The sequence below is a fragment of the Bartonella sp. CL70QHWL genome, from assembly GCF_042194855.1.
Classification (GTDB): domain Bacteria; phylum Pseudomonadota; class Alphaproteobacteria; order Rhizobiales; family Rhizobiaceae; genus Bartonella.
Genome location: NZ_JBHINJ010000005.1, coordinates 1 through 24,008, shown reverse-complemented (window position 1 = coordinate 24,008; position 24,008 = coordinate 1). Strand labels below are relative to the sequence as shown.

Genomic DNA, 24,008 nt, shown 5'->3' with positions numbered 1-24,008 from the left:
TGAAATTTTTACGATGCTCTTTGATATCAGCAAAGAATGATAGCAGCCTAATTGCTTTTATATATACGATGTTCGATCGTTTTGTGCTGGATAAGTACCGATGATACGCAGTTCTGCAGAAAAGAAAGATAATTCTTCTAAGGCAAGTTTCATCATCGGGTCTTCAGGATGCCCTTCAATATCAACAAAGAATTGTGTTGCATTGAAATTTCCACCAATTTGATAGCTTTCTAATTTTGTCATATTGATACCATTCGTTGCAAATCCTCCCATAGCTTTATAGAGAGCAGCGGGGACATTGCGCACTCGAAAAAGAAGACTGGTGATGATTTTTTCGCCATTTTGAGGTTTGGGGACATGTCGTTTGGAGCGTGAAAGGATGACAAAACGGGTAATATTATGAGGGTTATCTTCAACATCTCTTTCAAGAATATCAAGTCCATAGAGTTCTGCTGCGATTAAAGGTGCTAAGGCAGCCTGTGAACGTTTAGCATTTTTTTTAATAAATTTTGCAGCTCCAGCGGTGTCAGCAGAAACAACAGGTTTCCAACCGTTGTTTCGTATGATTTTTCGGCATTGTGCAAGGGCATGCGTATGGCTGTGGACGGTTTTAATTTCGTCATGTGTAACGCTGGGTAAAACCATGAGTTGAAAATGGATAGGTAAAAAATATTCATCAATAATATAAAGAGATGACAGCGGTAAAAGATGATGAATGTCTGCAACGCGTCCCGCAAGGGTATTTTCAATAGGGATCATAGCAAGATCAGCTTTCCCGCTTTCCACTAAATTAAGGGCGTCTTCGAAAGTAGCAGAGGGAACAGCATCCATATTGGGGAACATATTGGAGCAAGCAATATGGGAATTAGCGCCGTATTCTCCTTGGAAAGAAATTTTATTGGTTTTTTTAAGTATTTTCATGCTAAAATCTCACAAACTCTATCGAGATCATGTTGTGTGTCTACACCTAAGGGAATTGTATCGACTATTTCCACATCAATACGCATGTTGTTTTCTAATGCACGTAATTGTTCAAGTTTTTCACGTTTCTCAAGTGGTGAGGGTTTGAATGATACAAATTTCTCAAGTGCTTCGCGCCTATAGGCGTATATTCCAATATGGTGATAAAGAGGACCGTCTCCATAGGGTGCTGTGGCGCGCGTAAAATAAAGAGCACGAAGACGATTTTGAGAAAGCGGTGTACCAATGATTTTGACAACATTGGGATCTCTTGTTTCATTTTCTTCAATGATTTGGGCGCCCAAGGTTGCAATGTCAGTAAAGCTATTTTCTAAAGGGCGTAGCGCACGAATGATTTCACGAGGCATTATTGTTGGTAAGTCACCTTGTATATTTAAAATGGCATTGTAACGTTGTTCCGGATCAATGCGCATTAAAGCTTCATAAATACGATCAGATCCAGACTTATGATCACCTCGTGTTATGATATATTCATGTCCATAATCTGCAACAGCTTTAGCGATATCATTATGATCTGTTGCAACGATTGTACGTCCTATTGCAGCTTTTTTAGCTTGTTCTGCGACATGAACAATCATCGGTTTTCCGCCAATTTTAGCGAGAGCTTTTTGAGGAAGACGGGTTGAGCCTATACGGGCAGGAATAAGAATAATTGGTTCAAGAGCCATTGTAAGATTCCAAATGTCATCTGTGATGCATTTATGATGTTGTGTGTTATAAAGAAAAAGCTTAAACTAAAAATGGTAATGAAACCGTGAACATTTGAGTTTTTATGAATCGCCGGAGATTTATTTATTTTATTTGTGCTTGTTTATGTGTGCTGGTCGCTGTTGTGGGGATTTCCACACTCAGCAATATAATTTACGATCATCCTACATCAGTCCAATATCATCATACAGTTGCCAAGAATGATATATTTCAAGAAAAACAAAAAGCACCTGATGTTTCCCTATCACTAAATAGCCGCCTTCAACAAGGCAATTTTGAAAATGGCCGTAAAGTTTTTCGCCAATGTGCCATATGCCACACATCTGGACGCAATGCAGCAGGGCGTGTTGGTCCAGTCCTCTGGGAGATTGTTAACCGCCCTTTGGCATCAGCAGCAGGTTTTGCTTATTCACGGGCATTACGTGCTCATTCTGATCAAAAATGGGATTTTGTAACGTTAGATCGTTATTTACATTCTCCACGTGAAGCTTTTCCTGGGACCATTATGTCTTTTCGTGGAATTAAAAATGATCAAGATCGTGCCGATCTTTTGCTTTATTTACGCAGTTTATCCGATCATCCTGTTCCTTTACCAATGGATAATAATAAAACGAACGAGCCAAATTAACTTATACCATAGATGTTAATTTTAGAAAGAAGTCTGACTTTTTGTAATTTTAGTTTCACGGTTTTATAAAAAGAGCTCTTTTATAAAAATGCACTCTTTACGCTGTCATCTGCAGATTGGTTTTCAAGATTTGTTTGCTTCACTTTTTCTACATATACTTGTCTGTGAAATTATTGCTGAAGGATTATCAATTCATGAGCCGCAACTTTCTGCTTCTGAATGCGATAATTATGTAATTAAAGCTCTCCATGAGGTTTATCTTAATCCTTCTATGCACATCAATCCCCATGTACTTTTACATCAATTTCCATGTATCAGAGACAATTGATTGTTCTTATACGTGCAATGATCCTAAGCTGCATTTTATGATGCTTGATGAATAGACGTTTTCTCTTGAGGTTAGAGGTGTAGGTACAGATCATTGACCTTCTATAGTATCAATCACTAAAATATGACTTAGATTATTTATTTATAGGTTATGGTTTGAAGTAAGCACTTTCATGTGAAACAATTTTCATATGTGAATAGTAAAATAGTTGAATAGAGTTCTGCTGATTGTATTTTTATCTACGTTGAAAATTTTTTACACAAGAATACTGATGGCAGCTAAGTTTGCACGAGTCTCTGTCCATTTATAAACAATGACATGAAATTATACTGATAATCCATTATAGAGAATTATTTTTTCACAAAAGGTTTTCCATATTTGTGATAAATTTAATAGGTTTCATTGGTTACAATGTTTCGATGACTTGAGATAAAATATTAGTATTTTAATACATATTGCGAGAGTGCTAAAAATTAGTGGAAGAGAGGACATAATCATAATTCTCCAAGATTCTTAAGAGCTACGGCATTTTCTTTATAATTTGAGCGTTTATAAGTAATAATATTAAATTGCGCTAATAATCCATTATAGAGAAGAATCTTTCCTACTAATGGCTCTCCGATGTTTGTGATCATTTTAATAACTTCCATTGCTTGTAGGGTCCCAATAACGCCAGGTAAAACACCGATTATTCCAGTTTCAGCGCATGTTGGGATAGTCCCGTGAGCTGGAGGGGTGGGAAATAAATCGCGATAGTGAGGATTATTGTCTTTATACGGTATAAGGACGGTTAATGAGCCATTAAAACGTTCTACAGCACCACTTATTAAGGGTTTTTTGCATTGGGCAGCGTGATCAGCAAGAAGATAGCGCGTCGTAAAATTATCACTTCCATCAACAATGATGTGGTAAGCATTAAGCAGTTTATCCACATTACTTTTATCTAAGCGTAGGGTGTGTTTTTCAACTACAACATGGGGATTTATTGCTTTTATAGTGGTTTCAGCACTGTCTGTTTTGCTTTTGTTTATTGCATTTGTTTTATGAATAACTTGGCGTTGTAAATTGGAAAGTGAAACGATGTCGTTATCGACAATTCCAAGGGTTCCTACACCTACGGCAGCCAAATAGGTTAAGACAGGAGCACCAAGACCACCAGCACCCACAACAAGAACACGTGCTTTTTTTATCTTTTGTTGTCCTACACCACCAATCTCAGGCAAAATGATGTGGCGTGCATAGCGTTCGATTTCTTTGTTGTTTAATTTTGTATCTGTTTCTTTTGTCATAAATTTTCTCTTGTCATAGTTCTTTTATTGTTTACTAAGTTTATGATGCTTAGACCAGTCTGCTTTTAGGATAGGGAGGATTTATTTATGAAAATTGCCATTCAGATGGATCATATTTCAACAGTTCGGATTCAAGGAGATACGACATTTGCACTCGCTTTAGCAGCACAAGAACGTGGACACTCTCTCTTCCATTATACACCAGATCGTTTATCTCTGTATGATGGTTGTGTGATTGCACGACTAGAGCCATTGATTGTACATGATAAAGAGGGAAGCCACTATCAATTAGAAAAGCCTGTTCGCACGGAATTAACAGATATGGATGTGGTTCTTTTACGCCAAGATCCACCTTTTGATCTCAATTATATCACAACGACTCATTTGTTAGAACGTATTCATCCTAAAACACTCGTTGTGAATGATCCGGCATGGGTACGCAACAGTCCAGAAAAAATTTTTGTGACTGAATTTTCTGATCTGATGCCAGAAACATTAATTACCAAAGATATTGAAGAAATAACAGCTTTTAGAGAGACATTTGGCGATATTATTGTTAAACCACTTTATGGAAATGGGGGCGCTGGTATTTTTTATTTAAAACAAGATGATCGCAATTTAGCATCATTGTTGGAAATGTTTTCAGAAATTTATCACGAACCTTTTATTGTTCAGCGCTATTTAGAGGCAGTACGAAAAGGAGATAAAAGGATTATTTTGCTTGATGGTACACCTGTTGGAGCTATTAATCGAATTCCGACAGAAACAGATGTGCGCTCTAATATGCATGTTGGAGGCCGCGCGGAAAATGTTGAGTTAACAAAACGTGATTATGAGATTTGTGAACGCATTGGTCCAGCTTTAAAGGAACGAGGTCTTCTTTTTGTGGGGATTGATGTGATTGGAGATTATATAACAGAAATTAATGTGACGTCTCCTACGGGAATTCGTGAAATTAAACGCTTCTGCGGTACAGATGTTGCTCATTTGTTTTGGGATGTTATTGAGTTCAAGCGTTCAAATGAATTTATTTGACAGAGGACAAAAACATGGTTTTAAAAAATGATCCATGTTGTTTTTTATATTTGTTATGTTGCAAATGTGAACTAGAATGACCGTATGATATAAATTAAGAGGCTTTATCCTCAATTTTTAGGGAGCTTATAGATGAACAGAGTATTATCAATTGGAGTGGGATTGTTTTTTGCGCTACTGCTGTCAGCAAATGGAGGCAATGCGCGCGATCAAATACAGATTACTGGTTCATCTACAGTTTTACCTTATCAAAAGATTGTTGCTGAAACATTTGGAGAAATTTATCCTCATTTTAAGGTTCCTGTTATCGAATCGGGTGGAACAGGAGCTGGTATTAAGGAATTCTGCCGTGGTATTGGGGAGAACACTGTTGATATTGTTAATGCTTCGCGAGCAATGAAACCGAGTGAATTACAGTCTTGTTTTGATGCTGGTGTAAAAGATGTTGAGGAAATACGTATTGGGTATGATGGCATTGTTTTTGCAACTGATATTAAGGGACCTGATTGGAAATTACAGCCAGTAGATGTTTATAAAGCCCTTGCTGCTCGAATTATTATAGACGGAAAGTTGCAACCGAATAATGTTTTGAAATGGAGTGCAGTCAATAGTGCTCTTCCTGATTGGACGATAGCAGCGTATATTCCTGGGGAGAAGCATGGGACACGTGAAGTTTTTGAGGAAAAATTACTTACTAAGGGGTGTAAAGAGAGTGGGGCAGTTGAAGTGATGAAGTCTTTAGGAATGGATGATAAGGAGATACACACTGCTTGTATTGCGGTACGTAAGGATGGAAAAGCGGTTGATATTGATGGTGATTATTCTGAAACATTTGCGCGTCTAACTTCTAATAAAACAGGGGTTGGTATTTTTGGTTTGTCTTTTTATCAAAATAATGCTGATAAACTAAAAGTTGCCGATATTAACGGTTTTGCGCCAACAGTTGAGACGATTTCTAGTGGACAATATCCGGTTTCTCGTCCGCTTTTTTTCTATATTAAGAAAGCACATTTAGGTATTATTTCAGGTTTGCGAGAGTATGTTGACTTTTTTCTTTCTGATCAAATGATTGGTCCAGAGGGTCCTTTGGCTGAATATGGTTTGATTGTTTCTCCTGAAAAGGAGCGTCAAGCACAGCGTTCTGATTTTTCTGCTGGTCGAGTAATGACATTGAAATAACTTGCAGGGAAAAATTGTTGGATTTCTGGGTTAGGAAATTTGGATGCTATTTTTTTATAAAAACTGAAAGATAAAATGCGCATTTCCTTTATTATTTTGTTATTATTGATTTTTGGATTTTGTGGTTTTTGTATTTCTTATATGCGAGCACGCATTCTTGAATACAGACAACATAAAATGCATTCTCGTGCGTATTATTATGGCTGGTGGACATTTTTGATTACTGTTATTCCAGCTTTTATTTTTTTAATTGTTTGGGATGCTGGGAGTACAATTTATTTAGAATATAATGCCTCTCGAGAGCTTGAGGCGTATAGTGCGCATGTAACAGAGCCTGTAAATCACGATCTACTTTGGGAGACACTTCGAAGTCTCGTCAAAAAGATTCATCGTTTTGAGGGGAATCTTTCTAGCGCTTCCTATAAGGAAGTGCAGGCACAATTACTCGCGAAGGGATGGATTTTACCCGATGAAGCATCGGATGATGTGTTCAAAATAGCACAGTCGTGGGTATTTTCTTCTGAAAAGCTTAAATTTATAGGTTATGTTTTCCTTTTTGCTATTGCGTCCTTTGGTTTTATCTGTGGAATGATGCAAATTGCGCCTCATCAACGTGCGCGTAATAAGGTTGAATCTTTTATTATTATTGGATTGATTTGTGCATCTATTGTTGCAGTCTTGACAACAATAGCCATTGCGCTTTCTATGCTTTTTCAGACAGTAAGCTTTTTTCAGTCTGTATCCTTTTCAAATTTCTTTTTAGGAACAGTTTGGGATCCACGTTTTTCCGCGAGCGGTTCAGGCGATGAAGTAGGACAATTTGGTTTAATACCGCTTCTTGCTGGTACGCTTTATATTGCATTTGTTGCCATGCTTTTTGCTGTACCTATAGGACTATTTTCAGCTCTTTATATGGCTGAGTATGCTTCTGCGCGATTGCGAGCAATTGTAAAACCATTATTGGAAGTTCTTGCTGGCATCCCAACCATTGTTTATGGTTTTTTTGCTTTGAAGGTTGTAGGACCATTTTTACGTGATCTTTCTGTTTCTCTCTCAGGTGGGGTTGGTTTTATTATGGCACAAAGTGTTTTGACCGCTGGAGTTGTGATGGGAATTATGTTGATACCTTTTGTTTCCTCTTTATCGGATGATGTTATTACGGCTGTTCCACGCATTTTACGTGAAGGTTCTTATGGTTTAGGCGCAACACAATCTGAAACAATTAAAAAAGTTGTTATACCAGCAGCGCTTCCAGGGATTATGGGGGCTATATTGTTGACGGCATCGCGTGCAATTGGAGAAACAATGATTGTGGTTTTGGCGGCAGGTGTTGCAGCAAACTTAACACTCAATCCTTTCGAAGCAATGACTACGATGACTGTTAAGATTGTTAATCAATTGACCGGTGATTTTGAGTTTAATTCTCCACAAACTCTGGTGGCTTTTGCCTTAGGGATGACGCTTTTTGTTATGACACTTTTGATGAATATTCTGGCTCTTTATATTGTGCGTAAATATCGGGAACAATATGAATGAATGAAGATTTTTTTCCTCGTCGCAATATTAGTCTCAAGCGTCGATATTGGGCTGAACGTCGTTTTCGTGCCTATGGTTTGATTGCCATTTTTATTGGTTTGTTTTTTTTATTTGCGCTTTTATGGTCTATCATTAGTCAGGGTTATACAGCTTTTTTTCAAAGTGAAATGACATTGTCGATTTATTTGGATGAAAAGATCATCGATCCAAGTGGTCAACGTAAAACAAAACCACAAGTTCTCATGACGGCGAATTATCCACTTCTTGTACGCAATGCTTTAGCAAAGAAACTTAATATCAATCAAAATGATCGAGCCTCTCTTCGGGACGTTAACCGTATGTTTTCAAATGGTGTCCGCGTTCAACTACGTGAAATGGTGACAAAGAATCCAAAATTGATTGGCACAATGCAAAAAGTTAAAGTTTTGGCATCTGCGGATATTGATTCTGCTTATAAGGGACAGATTGATCTGCGTGTAGCAGAAAAAAACCGTAAAGTTTCTAATCGACAAGTGGAATGGATAAAACGTTTAGCGCATGATGGTACGCTTCATAAAACATTTAATATTGGTTTTTTTACATTTGGCGCTTCAAGTCGTCCTGAGACTGCGGGATTAGGTGTTGCGATTATTGGTTCTCTTTATATGATAGGCATCGTTTTATTAGTTTCACTTCCAATAGGCATAGCAACGGCTCTTTATTTGGAAGAATATGCACGCAAAAATAAATTTACAGATTTTATAGAGGTTAATATCAATAATCTTGCAGCTGTTCCTTCGATTGTGTTTGGTCTTTTAGGACTCTCTTTTTTTGTTAATTTTTTAGGATTACCACGTTCAGCCTCCTTTGTTGGTGGTCTTGTTTTAGCGCTCATGACTCTTCCCACGATCATTATTGCAACACGTTCTGCTCTGCGTGCTGTTCCTCTCTCTATTCGTGCAGCAGCTTTAGGACTGGGAGCATCAAAAACACAAATGATTTTTCATCATGTTGTTCCTTTAGCAGCGCCTGGCATTTTGACAGGCACAATTATTGGAATTGCTCAGGCTTTGGGTGAAACAGCTCCTTTGCTTTTGATTGGAATGGTTGCTTTTGTTGTTAATATTCCTACGACCCCCATGGATCCAGCAACGGCTTTGCCTGTTCAAATTTTTATGTGGGCGGGGGAAGCAGAGCGTGCTTTTGTTGAAAAGACATCAGGTGCTATTATTGTATTGATGATTTTTCTTGCGATCATGAATATTTCTGCGGTTTTTTTACGACGACGATTTGAACGCCGCCAGTAATTTTAATAAAATAACAACTTTGATAAGATTTTTGTAAGGTGAATTTTTGTAATGAAGATTAAAATGCGTGGTGAGGATGTGAAGGTTTCTTATGGAGACAAAGAAGCACTCCACGGTATTACACTTGATATTCCTGAACATCAAGTAACTGCTTTGATTGGTCCATCAGGATGCGGAAAGTCGACTTTTTTGCGTTGTTTTAACCGTATGAATGATACGATTGAAGGCGCTAAAACAACCGGTCTTATTACCTTAGATGGGGAGAATATTTATGACACACGGATTGATGTTGTAGAATTGCGCGCTCGTGTTGGAATGGTTTTTCAAAAGCCCAGTCCTTTTCCAAAATCTATATTTGAGAATGTTGCGTATGGTCCACGCATTCATGGTTTAGTAAAAACGCGCTCTGAATTGCATGATGTCGTTGAAAAGAGTTTGAGGCAGGCAGGTTTGTTTGAAGAAGTAAAAGACCGTCTTCATGATCTTGGAACAAGTTTATCAGGGGGACAACAACAGCGTTTGTGTATTGCACGTGCTATTGCGGTTAGTCCTGAAGTTATTTTGATGGATGAGCCTTGTTCAGCTCTTGATCCTATTGCGACAGCACGGATTGAAGAGCTTATCGATGCATTACGGCAAAATTATACAATTGTTATCGTAACGCATTCTATGCAACAGGCTGCACGTGTTTCTCAATATACGGCTATGTTTCATTTAGGGCATTTGGTAGAAGTTGGTGCGACTGAAATGATCTTTACCTCACCAAAAGAGCAACGGACACAAGATTATATTACGGGGCGTTTTGGATAGGTGAATTGAGGAGTGTAAGATATGTCTATGAACCATACTGTCCGTTCTTATGATGCAGAACTAAAATATTTAAGAGCAAGGATTATAGAAATGGGGAGCCATGCAGAAAGGATGATTGAACGTTCTGTCGCATCGGTTGTGTGTAGTGATCTTCAACTTGCAACGACAGTGATTGCCGATGATGTATTTTTAGATGAAGCAGAACGTGACATTGATGAAAAAGCGGTTGCTATTATTTGCAAACGCCAACCGATGGCTGTCGATTTGCGTGAAATTATTGGAGCCATTCGTATTTCTTCTGATCTTGAGCGGATTGGGGATATGGCCAAAAACATTGCTAAAAGGACGGTTGCACTTTCAGAAATACGACAATCTGCTTCTGTTTATCATGGGCTTGAAACAATTACAGCTTTAGCACTCAATCAATTAAAAGAAGTCTTAAATGCTTATACGAGTCGCCTATTAGAGCGTGTTGACGCGGTGCGTGAGCGTGATGAGAAGATTGATGCTTTGTATACTTCTCTTTTTCGTGAACTTTTGACGTATATGATGGAAGATATGCGCAATATTACGGTTTGTACGCACTTACTGTTTTGTTTAAAGAATATTGAACGAATTGGTGATCATGTTACTAATATTGCTGAAATGCTGCATTATATCATAACGGGTTACCATATGTCCTCTGATCGTCCTCGCGATGACCTTACTTATAAAGTTGGAGTAGGTGAGAAGAAAATAGATTAAAATTTTTCTTATATGTATAAAATAAGTTTGTAGATATGTGAGTATTTTCTTACAGTGCAGCTATAGAAAGAATAAGATAACCATCTTATGGAAAAGCACAAAGAAGCAACAAAGAGTTTTTTCAGAGAAGCGTGGCAGATTGCTAACTCTTGGTTTGACATATTTGTATATTAGATGATATCATCACTCGTATTGTGGCCGGAGGGGAGTTTTCTAGGGGAATTTCCTTTCAGATCATTTTGTTAAAATTTTATATTAAAGGGGATATCTGTATTATTTTTCGTATGTAGAAGAAATGGATAGCGTTATTTTACTATAATTGAAACGTATGGGTTATTATAGCCTATATTGAACCATGAATAATAACAATATTGATCTGTAAATTAAGAGTTTTTTATTTTTTATTTTGCATAGATACTTTTTGATTACCTCTTGTATTAAAATTTTGCTGAGTGGTAACAATTAGCTATGTACTTTATTGAGAGATACATTTAAAGCTCATTTCAAGACTTGAATATCTCAGAGATTATAGGAATGTGTTGCATAAGATGAAAAAAAATCGTTGGAATGTTTTTGTTACCTGTTGTGTAGCGCCGTTAGTTGTTGTGGGATGTGCTTCAAGTCATTTAGATGCTGGAAAAATAAATAATAATAAGACAAAAACGGTTACATATCCATTGACAGAGCGTCAATGTCTTATGCGAGCGATGTATTTTGAATCAAATCGCACAAGCCGTGAAGGAATGATTGCCGTTGGAACGGTTGTTATGAATCGTGTTAATTCGACCGCCTATCCTAAGACGATTTGTGGTGTTGTTGGTCAATATAGGCAATTTGCTCCTGGTGTTTTAACGCGTCCTATGACGGAGAAAGCATCTGTTGCTCGTGTAAGAGAGGCAGCTGATGCCGTTTTACGGGGTGAACGAGATAAGAAAGTTAAACACGCTAAGTTTTTTCATACCGCTGGTTTGTCTTTTCCGTATAAAAACATGCATTATGTTCAGGTTGCAGGGGGAAATGCTTTTTATGAAAAACGATCACGTGATGGGGAACTTCAAGTTCCTACAAATAATCGCCCTTATGATGTTGCTTATGCTTTTGCTCAAGAACGTTCTGGTCATGCGCCAAGCTTTATAGATGAAGGCTTAGAGAGTAGGGGCGTAAAGGCAGAGAAAAGTACATCTCCTTCGACAGAAGTAGCACAGTCCAAGATGGCACATCCTGCGCCTTTTGCTATGGTACAGCTTGATAAAGTTCCTATCCCTGCCTATGCACCTCAACATCTAGCTAGGAAAGAGGAAAATAAAACGATTATGGCTTTACCTTCATCTGATCAGTTAAATGCAATTGTTGCAATGTTAGAAAAACGACACAGGAACTAGTAAGTTTTTCATGACCAAAGAAGGATGATATACCCATTGTGGTTTATGAATTAAGTGAATTTTAGCGATAATGATACGCATAAATATACATAGAGAAAGCGAACTCAAAGGATCTGAAAAACAATTTATAATATGACGACATAAAGAACGCATTCTATTTAAAGAAGGGTATTGGTAATGTACTTTGATATTCATGAGACAATTTTGCCTGAAATGCTTAATCGTCTTGCAGAAATTACAGTGAAAGTGGGGTTGAATTTACAAGAGGGGCAAGATCTTGTTTTAACTGCTCCAGTTTCAGCGTTACCTTTTGTTCGGCGTATTGCATATCATGCTTATAAGGTTGGTGCTGGTGTCATTGCACCAATTTTTAGTGATGATATATTATCGCTTACACGGTTTGAAAATGCCCATACAGCTAGTTTTGATTGTGCTCCTTCTTGGCTTTATGAGGGAATGGCAAAGGCTTTTGAAAATGGGGCAGCGCGTTTAGCGATTGTTGGGGATAATCCTTTGCTCCTTTCTAATCAGGATTTTGATAAGGTTTCACGTTTAAATAAAGCCACTTCAATAGCTTATCAGCCGGCACTCAAGCAAATATCAAATTTTGCTATGAATTGGTCGATTGTTGCTTATCCAACAGCAGGGTGGGCTGAGGCGATGTTTCCTTCTTTATCGCTTAATGAGGCGATTAAAAAATTAGCTGATGCAATTTTTTCTGCTTCACGTGTTACAGAAGAAGATCCGGTACAGGCGTGGACTGTCCATAATGCACATTTGAAGAAACGATCATCTTGGCTTAATGAGCAGCGTTTTTCTGCCTTACACTTTACAGGGCCAGGGACTGATTTGACGGTTGGTTTGGCAGATGATCATGAATGGCATGGTGGTGCATCCGTTGCTCAAAATGGTGTTATTTGCAATCCGAATATTCCGACAGAAGAAGTTTTCACGACTCCTCATGCTCATAAGGTTGAAGGTTTCGTTCGCTCAACAAAGCCCCTTTCCTATCAAGGAACTCTGGTTGATAATATTGAAGTACGTTTTGAAGCCGGGCGTATTGTTGAGGCTCGTGCATCAACAGGCCAAGAAGTTTTACAGCAGGTTTTGCAAAGTGATGAGGGTGCAAGCCGGTTGGGCGAAGTTGCCCTTGTGCCCCATTCTTCACCAATTTCTAAGAGTGGCCTCCTTTTTTATAATACCTTATTTGATGAAAATGCTGCATGTCATATTGCTTTAGGTCAGTGTTATTCCAAATGCTTTTTAGATGGGGCATCATTGACGTCAGAAGAGATTGCAGCACGTGGTGGGAATAAAAGTGTCATTCATATTGACTGGATGATTGGTTCTGGCGAAATTGACATAGATGGCATTACCCAAGATGGTGTAAGAGTTCCTGTATTTCGTAAGGGTGAATGGGCTTAATTTTGTTACCATAAAACACGGTCATTTGAGGTGGGGTGGGATGTAAGCCTCATTGATACGTTAAGTATTTTAGAGTGTGTGGTATATATTCAAGGCAGGGTTTGTCCATAAAGCCTTTAGTTAAATGATTCACATGAGTAGGAATCCAAGTAAAATCCACTCATCAAGAATTTGTTTAGTAGATGTAGAGGAAGTCTTCGTTCTTTGAGGGGGGTGGGAAGAAGTCAATTTATCAGAGATACGATTGGAAAGTGTATAATTATTAAAGAAAAGTAATGCCTGAGCTTCCTGAAGTAGAGACAGTTCGTCGTGGACTTGAGTCCGTTGTAACTGATGCAAAGATAGTATCTGTCAAACTTAATCGTAGAGATTTGCGCTTTCCTTTTCCTGAGGCTTTTTCTGAGCGCCTTATTGGCAGAACAATTATAGAACTTGGTCGGCGTGCAAAATATTTATTATTTCATCTTTCTCAGAATGAAACGATTTTAAGCCATTTAGGAATGTCTGGTTCATGGCGTATAGAGAATGATCTTTTAAGAACAGTTTTTTCAACGACAAGTAAATTGGTTAAGCATGATCATTTTGTCATGGATATTCAGACAAAGAATGGTGAAGTTTATCATCTTATTTATAATGATGTGCGTCGCTTTGGGTTTATGCTTTTAGTCGATACGGATAAGCTTTATGAACATCCACTTTTAAATAAGCTAGGTCTTGAACCTATGAGTAATTCGTTTTCTGGTCGTTATTTACAAAAGGCTTTTGTTAATAAAAAAATGTCTCTCAAGGGTGTTTTACTTGATCAGTCTATTGTTGCAGGTCTTGGGAATATTTATGTTTGCGAAGCACTTTGGCGGAGTCGTTTGTCTCCACAACGTGGTGCATTTACATTGGCATCACAAACGGCACGGGCACGTGAATTTGCAGATTCTTTAGCACAAAATATACGCAATGTGATTTCTGAAGCCATTTTGTCTGGTGGCTCTTCTTTACGTGATTATATGCATATAGATGGTTCACTTGGTTATTTTCAGCATGCTTTTTCAGTTTATGGACGAGAAGGCAAGCAATGTTTGGAATGTGGAGCGCCTATTATGCGCATTTTACAGGCTGGACGTTCAAGTTTTTACTGCTCACAATGTCAAAAATGAATAAGGCGTCTTGCAAAATCTTACAAGAGGCTTAAAGTCATCGTATCTATAATATAATTACACAAGGCTTGAAAGGTTTTTTTTATGCTGAATAAAGTACTAACACATCTTGATGGAAATATAGAGAAGAGCCTTGAACGCCTTTTTTCTCTTTTACGTTTTCAATCGATTTCTACAGACTCGGCTTACAAGGATGCATGTCGTAAAGCAGCTGATTGGTTAGTAGAGGATTTAAAAAGCATCGGTTTTGAGGCTTCACGCCGTGATACACCGGGGCATCCAATGGTTGTTGGGCATCATCCTGGACCTTCAGATGATTGTTTGCATGTGTTGTTTTACGGACATTATGATGTTCAACCTGTTGATCCATTGAGTTTATGGGAGGATGATCCATTTACACCTTCTTTAAAAGAGAGAGATGGAGAGAAAGTTATTTGTGCTCGTGGAGCTTCAGATGACAAAGGTCAGTTGATGACTTTTATTGAAGCATGTCGTGCATTTAAGAAAGAAACAGGGCAGCTTCCTATTAAAGTTACTATTTTATGTGAAGGCGAGGAAGAGAGTGCTTCTCCTTCCCTTATTCCTTTTTTAAAAGCAAATACAGATGAACTTAAGGCAGATTATGCATTGGTTTGTGACACGTCAATGTGGGATGCGAATACTCCATCTATTGCTCTTTCTCTTCGGGGAATTATGGCAGAAGAGATTATTATCACAGCAGCTAATCGTGATTTGCATTCTGGTTATTTTGGAGGAGTAGCAGCTAATCCCATTCGTATTTTAACGAAAATCTTAGCAGGACTTCACGATGAAAATAATAGGGCAACACTTCCTGGTTTTTATGATGGAGTAGAAGAAACACCTCCACATATTTTACAATCATGGAATGCGCTTAATTGTACTGCTGAAAATTTTCTTGGTCCTATAGGACTTTCTGTTCCAGCTGGTGAAAAAGGGCGGAGCATTTTAGAGCTTGTATGGGCACGTCCTACCATGGAAATTAATGGTATTAGTGGCGGCTATGAAGGGGAAGGGATGAAAACGGTTATTGCTTCTCAAGCGAGTGCAAAAGTATCGTGTCGTTTGGTGCATAAGCAAGATCCAGAGAAAATACGCCAAGCGTTGCGTGATTATGTACGTAGCTCAATTCCTGCTGATTGTAAGGTTGAGTTTAAGAATCACGGTTCTTCTCCGGCACTTCAGATTTCTGATGATTCATCTTTTATCAAGGAGGCGAAGGATGCCTTATCACAAGAGTGGGAAGTGCCTGCTGTCTTGACAGCCATGGGGGGCTCGATCCCAATTGTAGCAGATTTTCGGTCAATTCTTGGCATGGAAACTCTTTTGGTTGGTTTTGGACTGGCTGATGACCGTATTCATTCGCCTAATGAAAAGTATAATTTAAAATCATTTCATAAGGGGCAGCGGTCTTGGGCGCGTATTCTTGCAGCTTTAGCAAATAGGAGGGTAAATGGCTGAGATTCGTGTTCATCAAGGTGATTTACCAAACTTAGATAATTATCAAACTGATGCTGTTGCGATTGATACCGAAACTTTAGGATTACAACCCCATCGTGATCGTTTATGCGTTGTTCAGCTTTCTTCTGGAGATGGTACTGCCGATATTATACAGATTGCTAAAGGACAAAAGAATGCACCTAATTTGGTCAAGCTTCTTAAAGATAAAGCAGTCGTAAAAATATTCCATTTTGGGCGTTTTGATCTTGCTATTTTAGCACATACATTTGGTGTTATGCCAGAGGCTATTTTTTGTACAAAGATTGCTTCGAAACTCACGCGTACTTACACGGATCGTCATGGCTTGAAAGAAATTTGTAATGAATTGCTGAATGTGAATATTTCTAAACAGCAACAATCTTCGGATTGGGCGGCAGAAACGTTATCACAGGCGCAAATTGAATATGCTGCGTCGGATGTGTTATATTTGCATCGTTTAAAGGTTATATTTGAAGAACGTTTAAGACGTGAAGAGCGAGAAAATGTTGCCAAGGCATGCTTTCAATTTTTGCCTATGAGAGCTAGGCTTGATCTTTTAGGATGGGCGGAAGTTGATATTTTTGCGCATAGCTAACTTTAAAATTGGCTTTTAATGGAGTTAATTATTGATGTGAGAGGACAAAATGCTTGTACATTATGGACATTTTATCCTCTCATCTTTTCTGATAAGAATTATAATAAATTCTTAAGTGCTATTTCATTTGAAGTTTAGGCAATAAAAGTACTTTTGCGAATTCATATTTTTTATTTTTGTAACAGCTTTTATTTGAAACAAAGCAATTTTGAGGAGAGGCTGGAAACATACGGTGATTGGAAGACTTAAATCTCTGCAACCGGTATACAGCCTAATTGGGGGAGAATATGAATGTGTAAATGTAAAAACCAAATCTCATCTTTACCATCATTTTTAATTCGGCTTTACGACTTTCAAAAGTATTTAAAGCAATGTCTGTTAAATAATAGAGATTACGCATTGCCTCATGTTTTTAATGGATTTACGTTCTTCGTGTAAAACAGAACGCCCTAAACGGAATATATTTGTGTTGCTAATTCATGTGCTTTTTTAAAGAAACCGGCACCCAAATCCATTTTACGGCGGCGCTTATGAATGGTATAACGATAAAGCCCCCAAAAATATGATATAAAATTCATTGAGCACTCTCATTTTTACGCTTACGGAGTAACAAGCTGCTACCATCACACCACTTTGCCAACTCCCAATGTTGTGTAGCCCTTGGTACGGTTCATAAGAGACATTTTTAGTCTTTTTAGTGTTTTTTATCCACACAGCTTTCCCCACTTATAACGTGCAAACAAATGGTTTTGATTGATTCAACATGAAAAAGATTTTGAATGAGAGAATCTTATGATATTTAGGGTTCTCAGTCAATATGAATAACGCTAAATTATCATTATAAATCAGTATATTATATGAAGTTCGTATAGTTTATTATTTTCAGACGATACTTTGTGCCTTTATTTATTACTCAATAAGTAATTTCTATGTTGGCAGAGCAGGGCAATTTGCTTTTATTTTAAAAGCAAAATGCTCCAAAGCTTTATTTTTAAGGATTTTCACTTTTTATCTATAAACACATTATTTTTCTCTGGAAATTTGCAATGAAGGCACTAGATAAAATCCATTATGAATATTTGATGAGGTTAAATTTATGAATATAAAATATTTTATTACAGCTTTTGCTACTTTTGCTTCAATCTCTATGGCTCAAGGTGCAAGTTTTTTAGCGTCTCAAAATCTTATACAGAGAGCATCTTCGACTGTTCCTCCAATAGGTTTTTTTTCTGGTGAACAGCTTTGCAAGTTATTATCTGAAGTTTTTCAGATAGAACTTTCTTGCACAAATAACAGCGAATGCATAACAGCAGCTAAGTTAGTACCTGTGTTACATTCTGGTAAAAAAAGAGATCATTATCCTAAAAGAAGACCAGGGAAAAGAGGACGGCCAAACCCATTTGCACGAGGTCCAATGAGTTTTTAAAAAGTGAAAAAACAACATCAAGAAGTATAATATATGCTTTGAAGTTGAAAAAGAGGGATATTTTTTCTGCCAAATTCATGATTTTTAAAGCAAGGGGTGGTTTGAAAACTTTAAGAAAGATTTCTCATTTTTTCAGCTTTAAGGAGATTTCTATATAAGTTTTAATGTTTATCATACCGGTTGTTTGTCTTTAGGTATTTTTTTCAATTTCGTCTTGTAAAGGAGTATGAAATGATAGCCTACAAATAAGGCTGAAGCTCTGAAAAAGACTTTACTATAAGGTTGAGAGAAGAAAAAAATGGTAAGTATGTCAAAAAGGAATAAATGCCTAAATTAAAAACAAAGAGCAAATGTAATGAAATTGCATGTAATCTTGTTGCAGTTCATAGGGTAGTGGAGATCTTGTTCTGTCGGGTACAAGCATTCTTTACAGTGATGAAAAAATAATCAAAGAGCTATTCACATTTGGTTATACGAAGGATGAAGCTAAAAACGTTGTTTGTATGAATTTAAATGGAACAGTTACATTTAGCTGCTCTCAATATTGTAACGGTCTTCACTATTACAATATTGAGAGTATTAATAGGAAGCATTTTAGCTTTTAAATAGTTTTATTTATTCACACACTTGCTCGTTTGTGAGGTGCTGGGGGGGCTTTAATATAAAAAGGCTTAAGATAAGAACATCTTCAATATTGCAGACGAATTAATATAAAAGATATTTTTATCATTATAAATCAATATATTATATTTTCATTCCAATAGCACACGCTTTACACGGAGGGTACTGTGGCGCAGTTTTTTTATCAAAATGATAAAGGAGAGAAAACGTGAGGAAAAGAGATCATTTGTGCATGGGCATAGTTTAATTCTCATTTATTACAGATCAAGCAATTAAGGGTACTTTGATTGGCTTTTTGTTTTTTTTATAAGTGTATCATTTTTGCTACAGATATCTGAAGATGGGGCTCTATATGAAATGGTGTGTTCAAATAAATATTCAGCTATGGAGAGAAAATATGAATATGAAATGGTTAATAACAGCTTCTGCTTTCGCTTTTGTTTCAGCTTCAGCAGCTCAAGCAGCAGATGTTATTGTTCCCCCCAGTCCAACACCTGTTGCTCCCGTTATTGTTGCTCCAACTTTTTCTTGGACAGGTTTTTATGTTGGGGGGCAGATTGGTGGTTTTTCGGGTAAGACGAAAATGGATATTCTCAGTAACGGAAAAAAGATTCCAGCACCTGATGACCTTTTGCCTAAACTATCTGGTTTCATGGGTGGTTTTTACGCAGGTTCCAACGTTGATCTCGGCAATGGCCTTATTTTAGGTGTTGATACAGATATCATGTGGTCTAATAAAGATGACACGAAGACAGGAAAAACATATGTTATTCTTCCAGATCACATAAATTATATTAAGAAGATATTAACAGAATCTGGAATTAATATTGGTAAAGATGCGCTTGTACCTGGTGATAAACGAACCCACAGTTTCACTTTTAAAGAAAAGTGGGCTGGTGCGACACGTGTACGTATTGGTTTTGCAGCTGAACGCATTATGCCTTATGTTGCTGGTGGTATCGCCTATACACAGCTTCAAGATAGTGCATTGATTTCAATAACAGGGAAAGATTCAGATAAAGTAATAGCTTCTGGTACTCTGTCTGATGAAACAAAGACCCTTGTTGGTTACACGCTTGGTGCTGGTGTTGATTTAGCCATGACCAATAACGTTATTGTCCGTGCGGAATATCGTTACTCAGATTTTGGTAAAAAGAAATTCTCAAATGATAAATATGAGACATCTTACAAAACCAATGACTTCCGTGTTGGTGTTGCTTACAAATTTTAATAGATGATAAGTTAAATAACAGAGGTGCTGTCGAAGACAGCACCTCTGTTATTCTCTGTTGCTATATTATCACACAATACATAATTTATTGTGGATGTGAAAAGATATTATTCAGATTTTCTTAAAAAAATTCATAGACAACAAACAAGAATTACATTTAAAAATCAATAATATATATATATATATATCTTTAGGTTTCTCGTACAAAATCAAGTTATGAAGCAATTTTGTCTGGGATGTGCCCTCCATTTTCTGTGACTGTATCATTTTTACTACAGCTTTTCTTTCTGTAATCTTGTAGCACTGTGCTCATAAATAAATTAGGAGCAAAGTTTATGAATATAAAATCTTTAGTAACAACTTCTGTTATCGCTATAGCAGCAGCTTCTGCAGCACAAGCTGCTGATGTTGTCATCCCTCATGAAACAGCCCCAGCAGTCATCGCAGCAGCCCCTTCATTTTCTTGGACAGGCTTTTATATCGGTGGTCAAGTTGGTAACTTTTCAAGTAAAGTTGATGTATACGATTCAGCGACGAACAATAAAATTAGTGACAAAGATTGGATGCCTAAGCCTTCTGGTTTCATGGGTGGTATCTATGTAGGTTCCAATGTGGATCTTGGAAATGGCCTCATTCTAGGTGTTGAAACTGATGCCGTCTGGGCAGACCGCGAAGAATCAAAAGACCGCGCTGCGGAAACTGTTGGAGCAGGTTATGATGAGACTTTTGACAAACTCAAACCTAAGTATGCTTCAGGAAAAAATAAAACCTCTATCACGGCGACAAGCAAAAAGATGAATAGCGTTTCTCTAAAAGCAAAATGGTCTGGTGCTACACGCGTTCGTGTTGGTTTTGCAGCCGTTGATCGCATTATGCCTTATGTTGCTGGTGGTATTGCTTATGCACAGGTACAAAAAGTTGATTCGATTAAGGTAAAAGATGAAAATAATGCAGATATTGGTACTGCTACCGTTTCTGATGCATCAAAAACGATGGTTGGTTTCACTGTAGGTGGTGGTATTGACTTTGCAATGACAGACAATGTTCTGTTGCGTGCAGAATATCGTTACTCAGACTATGGTAAAAAAGCATTTGTAAAGAACGGGGATAAAGTAGCTTACAAAACCAATGATTTCCGTGTTGGTGTTGCATACAAATTCTAATTTCGTCAACAACGAAATAAACTTCCAAGAGGCTCTGTCAAAGACAGGGCTTCTATTCTTTTCTGTTGTTATATTATCACATACCCTATATTTATTAGGGGAGTAAAAGATATTATTCAGATTTCCTTAAAAAGATTTTTATAAACGAGAGACAATAATTACGCGGTAAAATCAATGAATTATACGTATTCATAATTTACAATTTCTTGTGAAACGTGAAGTTATGAAATGACTTTATCTTGCGTCAGCTTTCGTTTCCTATGATTGTATCATTTTACTACAGCGTTTTTTTGTAGTCGTATAATACTGTGCTCGTAAATAAATGAGGAGCAAAGTTTACGAATATAAAATCTTCAGTAACAACTTTTGTTATCGCTATGACTACAGCTTCTGCGGCACAAGCTGCTGATATTGTCATTCCTCGTAAAAAAGCTCCAACAGTTATCATAGCTCTTTCGTTTTCTTAGACAGGTTTTTATCTTGGTGGTCAAGTTGGCAACTTTTCAAGTCAAAGTTTATGTATTTGATTTAGAGACAAAAGAAAAAAACTTCAGATAAAGATGCACTACCTAAGCCTTCAGGTTTCATAGGTGGTATTTATTTTAGGTTCCAACGTAGATCTTAGAAATGTCTTAGGTGTTGAAACCGATGCAGTCTGGGCAGACTGAGGAGAGACGAAGACGGTCTCAAAGATTCTTGTGATTGATGAATTTGATGATTTTAATGATGAATTTAAAGATGCTGGTGTCACATTGGATGAAAATGAAAAGTTTCAAAAGGGTGACACAGCAGTGTATTGCATTGGTTTCAAAGAAAATGGTCTGGTGCAACACGGGTTCGTGTTGGTTTTTCCGTCGCTGACAGTATTATGCCTTATGTGGCTGATGGTATTGCTTATGCGCAAATACAGGGTGTTGGTAAAGTTTCAGGAACAAACAAAATTGGCAAATGGGTAAGCCAAGTAAAGAAGTTTCTGCTACAGTATTTGATAAAATAAAAACGATGGAGGGTTTCACCCTTGGTGGTGGTATAGATTTCGCGATGACAGATCATGTTCTGCTTCGTGCGGAGTACCGTTACTCAGACTTTGGTAAGAAGGAATATAAAAAGTATTACCTTAAACTAGGTTACACAACCAATGACTTTCACGTAGGTATCGCTTACAAGTTCTAATTTCATCAAAAGTGCAATTATGAATAAAAAGTATTAATAAAAAATTAAATTTCCAAAAGATATTGACTTTTACAAAAGCGCTGTTTTCTGGGCTTTTATTTGTACGACTGTGACATTTTTACTACAGCTTTTCTATTTATAATCTTGTAAGGTCGTTTTGTAGTTAATTTAGGAGCAAAATTATGAATACAAAATCTTTAATAGCAACTTCTATTGCCGCTTTAATTTCAGCTTCTGCAGCACAAGCTGCTGACGTGGTGATCCCTCGTGAAACAGCCCCAGCAGTTATCGCAGCAGCCCCTTCGTTTTCTTGGACAGGCTTTTATCTTGGTGGTCAAGTTGGTAACTTTTCGAGTAAAACTAAAGTAACTATTCCAGGAGAAGATAAAGAACTTGTCAAAAAAGATAACACACCTAGTCCTTCTGGTTTCATGGGTGGGATTTATGCCGGATCTAACGTAGACCTTGGAAATGGTCTCATTCTCGGTGTTGAAACCGATGCAGTTTGGGCAGACCGTGAAGAATCAAAAACAGCCCGTGAATTGACTCTTACTAAAGAAGATGTGGCATTTTTTAATAATGCCCTTGAAAAAGCTAAGGTTGAATTAAAAGATCAGCAACGGTTTGAAATAGGTGACAAGGTAACGGAAAAGCACAGTTACAAAGAAAAATGGTCTGGTGCTACACGCGTTCGTATCGGTTTTGCTGCTGTTGACCGTATTATGCCTTATGTTGCTGGTGGTATTGCCTATGCGCAGGTACAGGGTATTCAATCAGTTACAGGAAAAGGAGAGAGAGTTAAAGTTGAACAGAAAGCTGATGTGGTTGAAAACCCATCAATTAAGCAAAATGTAGATTTGACTGGTGGTACTTGGGCTGATGACACGAAGACAATGGTTGGTTTCACTATTGGCGGCGGTGTTGACTTTGCAATGACCGACAACGTTCTTTTACGTGCAGAATACCGTTACTCCGATTTTGGTAAAAAGAAATTCGCCAACGATACACGTGAATTCAACTACAAAACCAATGACTTCCGTGTAGGTGTCGCTTACAAATTCTAATTTTGTAAAAATGAAATTATCAGCACAAAAAATACTAAGGCCTCGTTTAACGGGGCCTTTATTTTATTAGCTCTCTATTTTATTTCTCTTAATCTCTTTTATTTTTTTATTGGTATCATTTTGTATTATAAGGCTTAAAAAAGTTTTATATTATAAAAGGCGAATTAATAGTATGCATCGATTTTATAACTACTTATTACATAAAATCTTATATTACGGCTATCATTTTACACTTAAGTGAAAAGTATTTAATTAATCTCAGAAATAGGACAATATCATAACCAGTGGTGAACTTTAGTCTACTTTTATATGCTAGATTAGAGCGAGCATACTACATATATCTGTTAGAGTAAGTTCTGAAACGGGAATACAGCCTCATTGGGGAAGAATATAAAGTTACAAAGAGAAAAACTAGTTTCCAACTTTATCATCTTCTTTTAATTTAGCTTTACGATTTTCAAAAGCATTTAGAGCAATATCTTTTAAATAATGAAAATAAAGATGATGCATTGTCTTACGTTTTTGTTTATTGCATTTCTTAATGGGATCATACTCCTCATGCAAAACAGAACGCCCTAAACGGAATACACTTGTTGTTGTGTATTCACACATTTGTTTTAAATAAATATTTTTCAAAGTACATCAAGCCCACTTCTCTCTGGAAAAGATTTGAATATTTTAGGCTCTGATGTTCAAGCAACGGATAAACTTCTCTTGCAAGCTGAGAGCAATGTTTCGATTGATGCCACACGCAAC

General features: G+C 37.2%; 21 protein-coding genes and 2 pseudogenes. 17 read left to right on the top strand and 6 right to left on the bottom strand.

The features are described from left to right. Positions 1–57 precede the first annotated feature (57 nt). Positions 58–921, bottom strand: a complete 864-nt coding sequence (locus tag ACFIJZ_RS03520) for a prephenate dehydratase (protein ID WP_375631065.1) — start codon at positions 919–921, stop codon at positions 58–60. Then, a complete protein-coding gene (locus tag ACFIJZ_RS03515; protein ID WP_375631064.1) occupies positions 918–1,649 on the bottom strand; it encodes a 3-deoxy-manno-octulosonate cytidylyltransferase in 732 nt (243 codons plus the stop codon). The genes ACFIJZ_RS03520 and ACFIJZ_RS03515 overlap by 4 nt, the downstream gene beginning before the upstream one ends. A 104-nt stretch (positions 1,650–1,753) precedes the next feature. On the opposite strand from ACFIJZ_RS03515, the gene ACFIJZ_RS03510 reads away from it, so the two are divergent. Then, entirely contained in the window at positions 1,754–2,317 is a 564-nt protein-coding gene (locus ACFIJZ_RS03510; protein ID WP_375631063.1) for a c-type cytochrome, read from the top strand. Positions 2,318–3,139: 822 nt separating this feature from the next. Here the strand turns inward: ACFIJZ_RS03510 and ACFIJZ_RS03505 are convergent. Next, positions 3,140–3,934: a molybdopterin-synthase adenylyltransferase MoeB gene (locus tag ACFIJZ_RS03505; RefSeq protein ID WP_375631062.1), complete on the bottom strand. Its 795-nt coding sequence runs from the start codon at positions 3,932–3,934 to the stop codon at positions 3,140–3,142. A gap of 87 nt (positions 3,935–4,021) precedes the next feature. Between ACFIJZ_RS03505 and gshB the strand changes: the two genes are divergently transcribed. The 11 genes from gshB (at position 4,022) to ACFIJZ_RS03450 (ending at position 16,574) form a co-directional block, all read left to right on the top strand. Continuing rightward, positions 4,022–4,969, top strand: a complete 948-nt coding sequence (gene gshB, locus ACFIJZ_RS03500) for a glutathione synthase (protein WP_375631061.1) — start codon at positions 4,022–4,024, stop codon at positions 4,967–4,969. A 132-nt stretch (positions 4,970–5,101) separates the two neighbouring features. Then, positions 5,102–6,148, top strand: a complete 1,047-nt coding sequence (locus tag ACFIJZ_RS03495; RefSeq protein ID WP_375631060.1) for a substrate-binding domain-containing protein — start codon at positions 5,102–5,104, stop codon at positions 6,146–6,148. Between the two features lie 75 nt (positions 6,149–6,223). Continuing rightward, complete coding sequence (pstC, locus tag ACFIJZ_RS03490) at positions 6,224–7,684, top strand: phosphate ABC transporter permease subunit PstC (protein ID WP_273790567.1); 1,461 nt, start codon at positions 6,224–6,226, stop codon at positions 7,682–7,684. Beyond that, complete coding sequence (pstA, locus tag ACFIJZ_RS03485; protein WP_375631059.1) at positions 7,681–8,970, top strand: phosphate ABC transporter permease PstA; 1,290 nt, start codon at positions 7,681–7,683, stop codon at positions 8,968–8,970. The genes pstC and pstA overlap by 4 nt, the downstream gene beginning before the upstream one ends. Positions 8,971–9,021: 51 nt before the next feature. Then, complete coding sequence (pstB, locus tag ACFIJZ_RS03480) at positions 9,022–9,780, top strand: phosphate ABC transporter ATP-binding protein PstB (RefSeq protein ID WP_273790565.1); 759 nt, start codon at positions 9,022–9,024, stop codon at positions 9,778–9,780. A gap of 21 nt (positions 9,781–9,801) precedes the next feature. After that, positions 9,802–10,524 (top strand): phosphate signaling complex protein PhoU, encoded by a 723-nt coding sequence (phoU, locus tag ACFIJZ_RS03475; RefSeq protein WP_273790564.1) that lies wholly within the window; start codon positions 9,802–9,804, stop codon positions 10,522–10,524. Between the two features lie 548 nt (positions 10,525–11,072). After that, positions 11,073–11,906 carry a cell wall hydrolase gene (locus tag ACFIJZ_RS03470; protein WP_375631058.1) on the top strand — a complete coding sequence of 278 codons (834 nt, stop codon included), beginning with the start codon at positions 11,073–11,075 and terminating at the stop codon, positions 11,904–11,906. A 177-nt stretch (positions 11,907–12,083) separates the two neighbouring features. Further along, positions 12,084–13,331, top strand: coding sequence for an aminopeptidase (locus tag ACFIJZ_RS03465; RefSeq protein WP_375631057.1), 1,248 nt, complete (start codon positions 12,084–12,086; stop codon positions 13,329–13,331). 275 nt (positions 13,332–13,606) lie between these two features. After that, entirely contained in the window at positions 13,607–14,482 is an 876-nt protein-coding gene (gene mutM / locus ACFIJZ_RS03460) for a bifunctional DNA-formamidopyrimidine glycosylase/DNA-(apurinic or apyrimidinic site) lyase (RefSeq protein WP_375631056.1), read from the top strand. 84 nt (positions 14,483–14,566) lie between these two features. Continuing rightward, entirely contained in the window at positions 14,567–15,961 is a 1,395-nt protein-coding gene (locus ACFIJZ_RS03455; protein WP_273790560.1) for a M20/M25/M40 family metallo-hydrolase, read from the top strand. Then, positions 15,954–16,574 (top strand): ribonuclease D, encoded by a 621-nt coding sequence (locus ACFIJZ_RS03450; RefSeq protein ID WP_273790559.1) that lies wholly within the window; start codon positions 15,954–15,956, stop codon positions 16,572–16,574. Before ACFIJZ_RS03455 ends, ACFIJZ_RS03450 begins: the two co-directional genes overlap by 8 nt. Positions 16,575–16,822: 248 nt before the next feature. Here ACFIJZ_RS03450 and ACFIJZ_RS03445 read toward each other — a convergent pair. After that, positions 16,823–17,257, bottom strand: a pseudogene (locus tag ACFIJZ_RS03445) (integrase); the annotation flags it as partial. Between the two features lie 413 nt (positions 17,258–17,670). Here ACFIJZ_RS03445 and ACFIJZ_RS03440 point away from each other — a divergent pair. From ACFIJZ_RS03440 to ACFIJZ_RS03430, 3 genes are all read left to right on the top strand, one after another. Then, positions 17,671–18,000, top strand: a complete 330-nt coding sequence (locus ACFIJZ_RS03440) for a hypothetical protein (RefSeq protein WP_375631055.1) — start codon at positions 17,671–17,673, stop codon at positions 17,998–18,000. Between the two features lie 1,018 nt (positions 18,001–19,018). Continuing rightward, positions 19,019–19,852: an outer membrane protein gene (locus ACFIJZ_RS03435; RefSeq protein WP_375631054.1), complete on the top strand. Its 834-nt coding sequence runs from the start codon at positions 19,019–19,021 to the stop codon at positions 19,850–19,852. A gap of 335 nt (positions 19,853–20,187) precedes the next feature. Next, entirely contained in the window at positions 20,188–21,015 is an 828-nt protein-coding gene (locus tag ACFIJZ_RS03430) for an outer membrane protein (RefSeq protein ID WP_375631053.1), read from the top strand. A gap of 277 nt (positions 21,016–21,292) precedes the next feature. Here the strand turns inward: ACFIJZ_RS03430 and ACFIJZ_RS03425 are convergent, their stop codons facing one another. Further along, on the bottom strand, positions 21,293–21,463 hold the full coding sequence (locus tag ACFIJZ_RS03425; protein ID WP_273790651.1) for a hypothetical protein: 171 nt from the start codon (positions 21,461–21,463) through the stop codon (positions 21,293–21,295). Here ACFIJZ_RS03425 and ACFIJZ_RS03420 point away from each other — a divergent pair. Next, positions 21,393–22,188: pseudogene (locus tag ACFIJZ_RS03420) on the top strand (outer membrane protein). The gene ACFIJZ_RS03425 and the pseudogene ACFIJZ_RS03420 overlap by 71 nt on opposite strands. A 182-nt stretch (positions 22,189–22,370) precedes the next feature. Then, complete coding sequence (locus ACFIJZ_RS03415) at positions 22,371–23,252, top strand: outer membrane protein (protein WP_375631052.1); 882 nt, start codon at positions 22,371–22,373, stop codon at positions 23,250–23,252. A 411-nt stretch (positions 23,253–23,663) separates the two neighbouring features. Here ACFIJZ_RS03415 and ACFIJZ_RS03410 read toward each other — a convergent pair whose 3' ends face one another. Beyond that, a complete protein-coding gene (locus ACFIJZ_RS03410) occupies positions 23,664–23,888 on the bottom strand; it encodes a hypothetical protein (protein WP_273790554.1) in 225 nt (74 codons plus the stop codon). Between the last annotated feature and the right edge of the window lie 120 nt (positions 23,889–24,008).

Excerpts from the sequence above, each read along its gene's own strand:
- pstA (WP_375631059.1), top strand. The coding sequence starts at position 7,681 with ATGAATGAAGATTTTTTTCCTCGTCGCAATATTAGTCTCAAGCGTCGA.
- ACFIJZ_RS03515 (WP_375631064.1), bottom strand. The coding sequence starts at position 1,649 with ATGGCTCTTGAACCAATTATTCTTATTCCTGCCCGTATAGGCTCAACC.
- phoU (WP_273790564.1), top strand. The coding sequence starts at position 9,802 with ATGTCTATGAACCATACTGTCCGTTCTTATGATGCAGAACTAAAATAT.
- pstC (WP_273790567.1), top strand. The coding sequence starts at position 6,224 with ATGCGCATTTCCTTTATTATTTTGTTATTATTGATTTTTGGATTTTGT.
- ACFIJZ_RS03435 (WP_375631054.1), top strand. The coding sequence starts at position 19,019 with ATGAATATGAAATGGTTAATAACAGCTTCTGCTTTCGCTTTTGTTTCA.
- ACFIJZ_RS03425 (WP_273790651.1), bottom strand. The coding sequence starts at position 21,463 with ATGATAACTGTTGGAGCTTTTTTACGAGGAATGACAATATCAGCAGCT.
- ACFIJZ_RS03470 (WP_375631058.1), top strand. The coding sequence starts at position 11,073 with ATGAAAAAAAATCGTTGGAATGTTTTTGTTACCTGTTGTGTAGCGCCG.
- ACFIJZ_RS03455 (WP_273790560.1), top strand. The coding sequence starts at position 14,567 with ATGCTGAATAAAGTACTAACACATCTTGATGGAAATATAGAGAAGAGC.
- ACFIJZ_RS03450 (WP_273790559.1), top strand. The coding sequence starts at position 15,954 with ATGGCTGAGATTCGTGTTCATCAAGGTGATTTACCAAACTTAGATAAT.
- ACFIJZ_RS03440 (WP_375631055.1), top strand. The coding sequence starts at position 17,671 with ATGAATATAAAATATTTTATTACAGCTTTTGCTACTTTTGCTTCAATC.
- ACFIJZ_RS03520 (WP_375631065.1), bottom strand. The coding sequence starts at position 921 with ATGAAAATACTTAAAAAAACCAATAAAATTTCTTTCCAAGGAGAATAC.
- ACFIJZ_RS03465 (WP_375631057.1), top strand. The coding sequence starts at position 12,084 with ATGTACTTTGATATTCATGAGACAATTTTGCCTGAAATGCTTAATCGT.
- pstB (WP_273790565.1), top strand. The coding sequence starts at position 9,022 with ATGAAGATTAAAATGCGTGGTGAGGATGTGAAGGTTTCTTATGGAGAC.
- ACFIJZ_RS03495 (WP_375631060.1), top strand. The coding sequence starts at position 5,102 with ATGAACAGAGTATTATCAATTGGAGTGGGATTGTTTTTTGCGCTACTG.
- ACFIJZ_RS03505 (WP_375631062.1), bottom strand. The coding sequence starts at position 3,934 with ATGACAAAAGAAACAGATACAAAATTAAACAACAAAGAAATCGAACGC.
- ACFIJZ_RS03510 (WP_375631063.1), top strand. The coding sequence starts at position 1,754 with ATGAATCGCCGGAGATTTATTTATTTTATTTGTGCTTGTTTATGTGTG.
- ACFIJZ_RS03430 (WP_375631053.1), top strand. The coding sequence starts at position 20,188 with ATGAATATAAAATCTTTAGTAACAACTTCTGTTATCGCTATAGCAGCA.
- gshB (WP_375631061.1), top strand. The coding sequence starts at position 4,022 with ATGAAAATTGCCATTCAGATGGATCATATTTCAACAGTTCGGATTCAA.
- mutM (WP_375631056.1), top strand. The coding sequence starts at position 13,607 with ATGCCTGAGCTTCCTGAAGTAGAGACAGTTCGTCGTGGACTTGAGTCC.
- ACFIJZ_RS03415 (WP_375631052.1), top strand. The coding sequence starts at position 22,371 with ATGAATACAAAATCTTTAATAGCAACTTCTATTGCCGCTTTAATTTCA.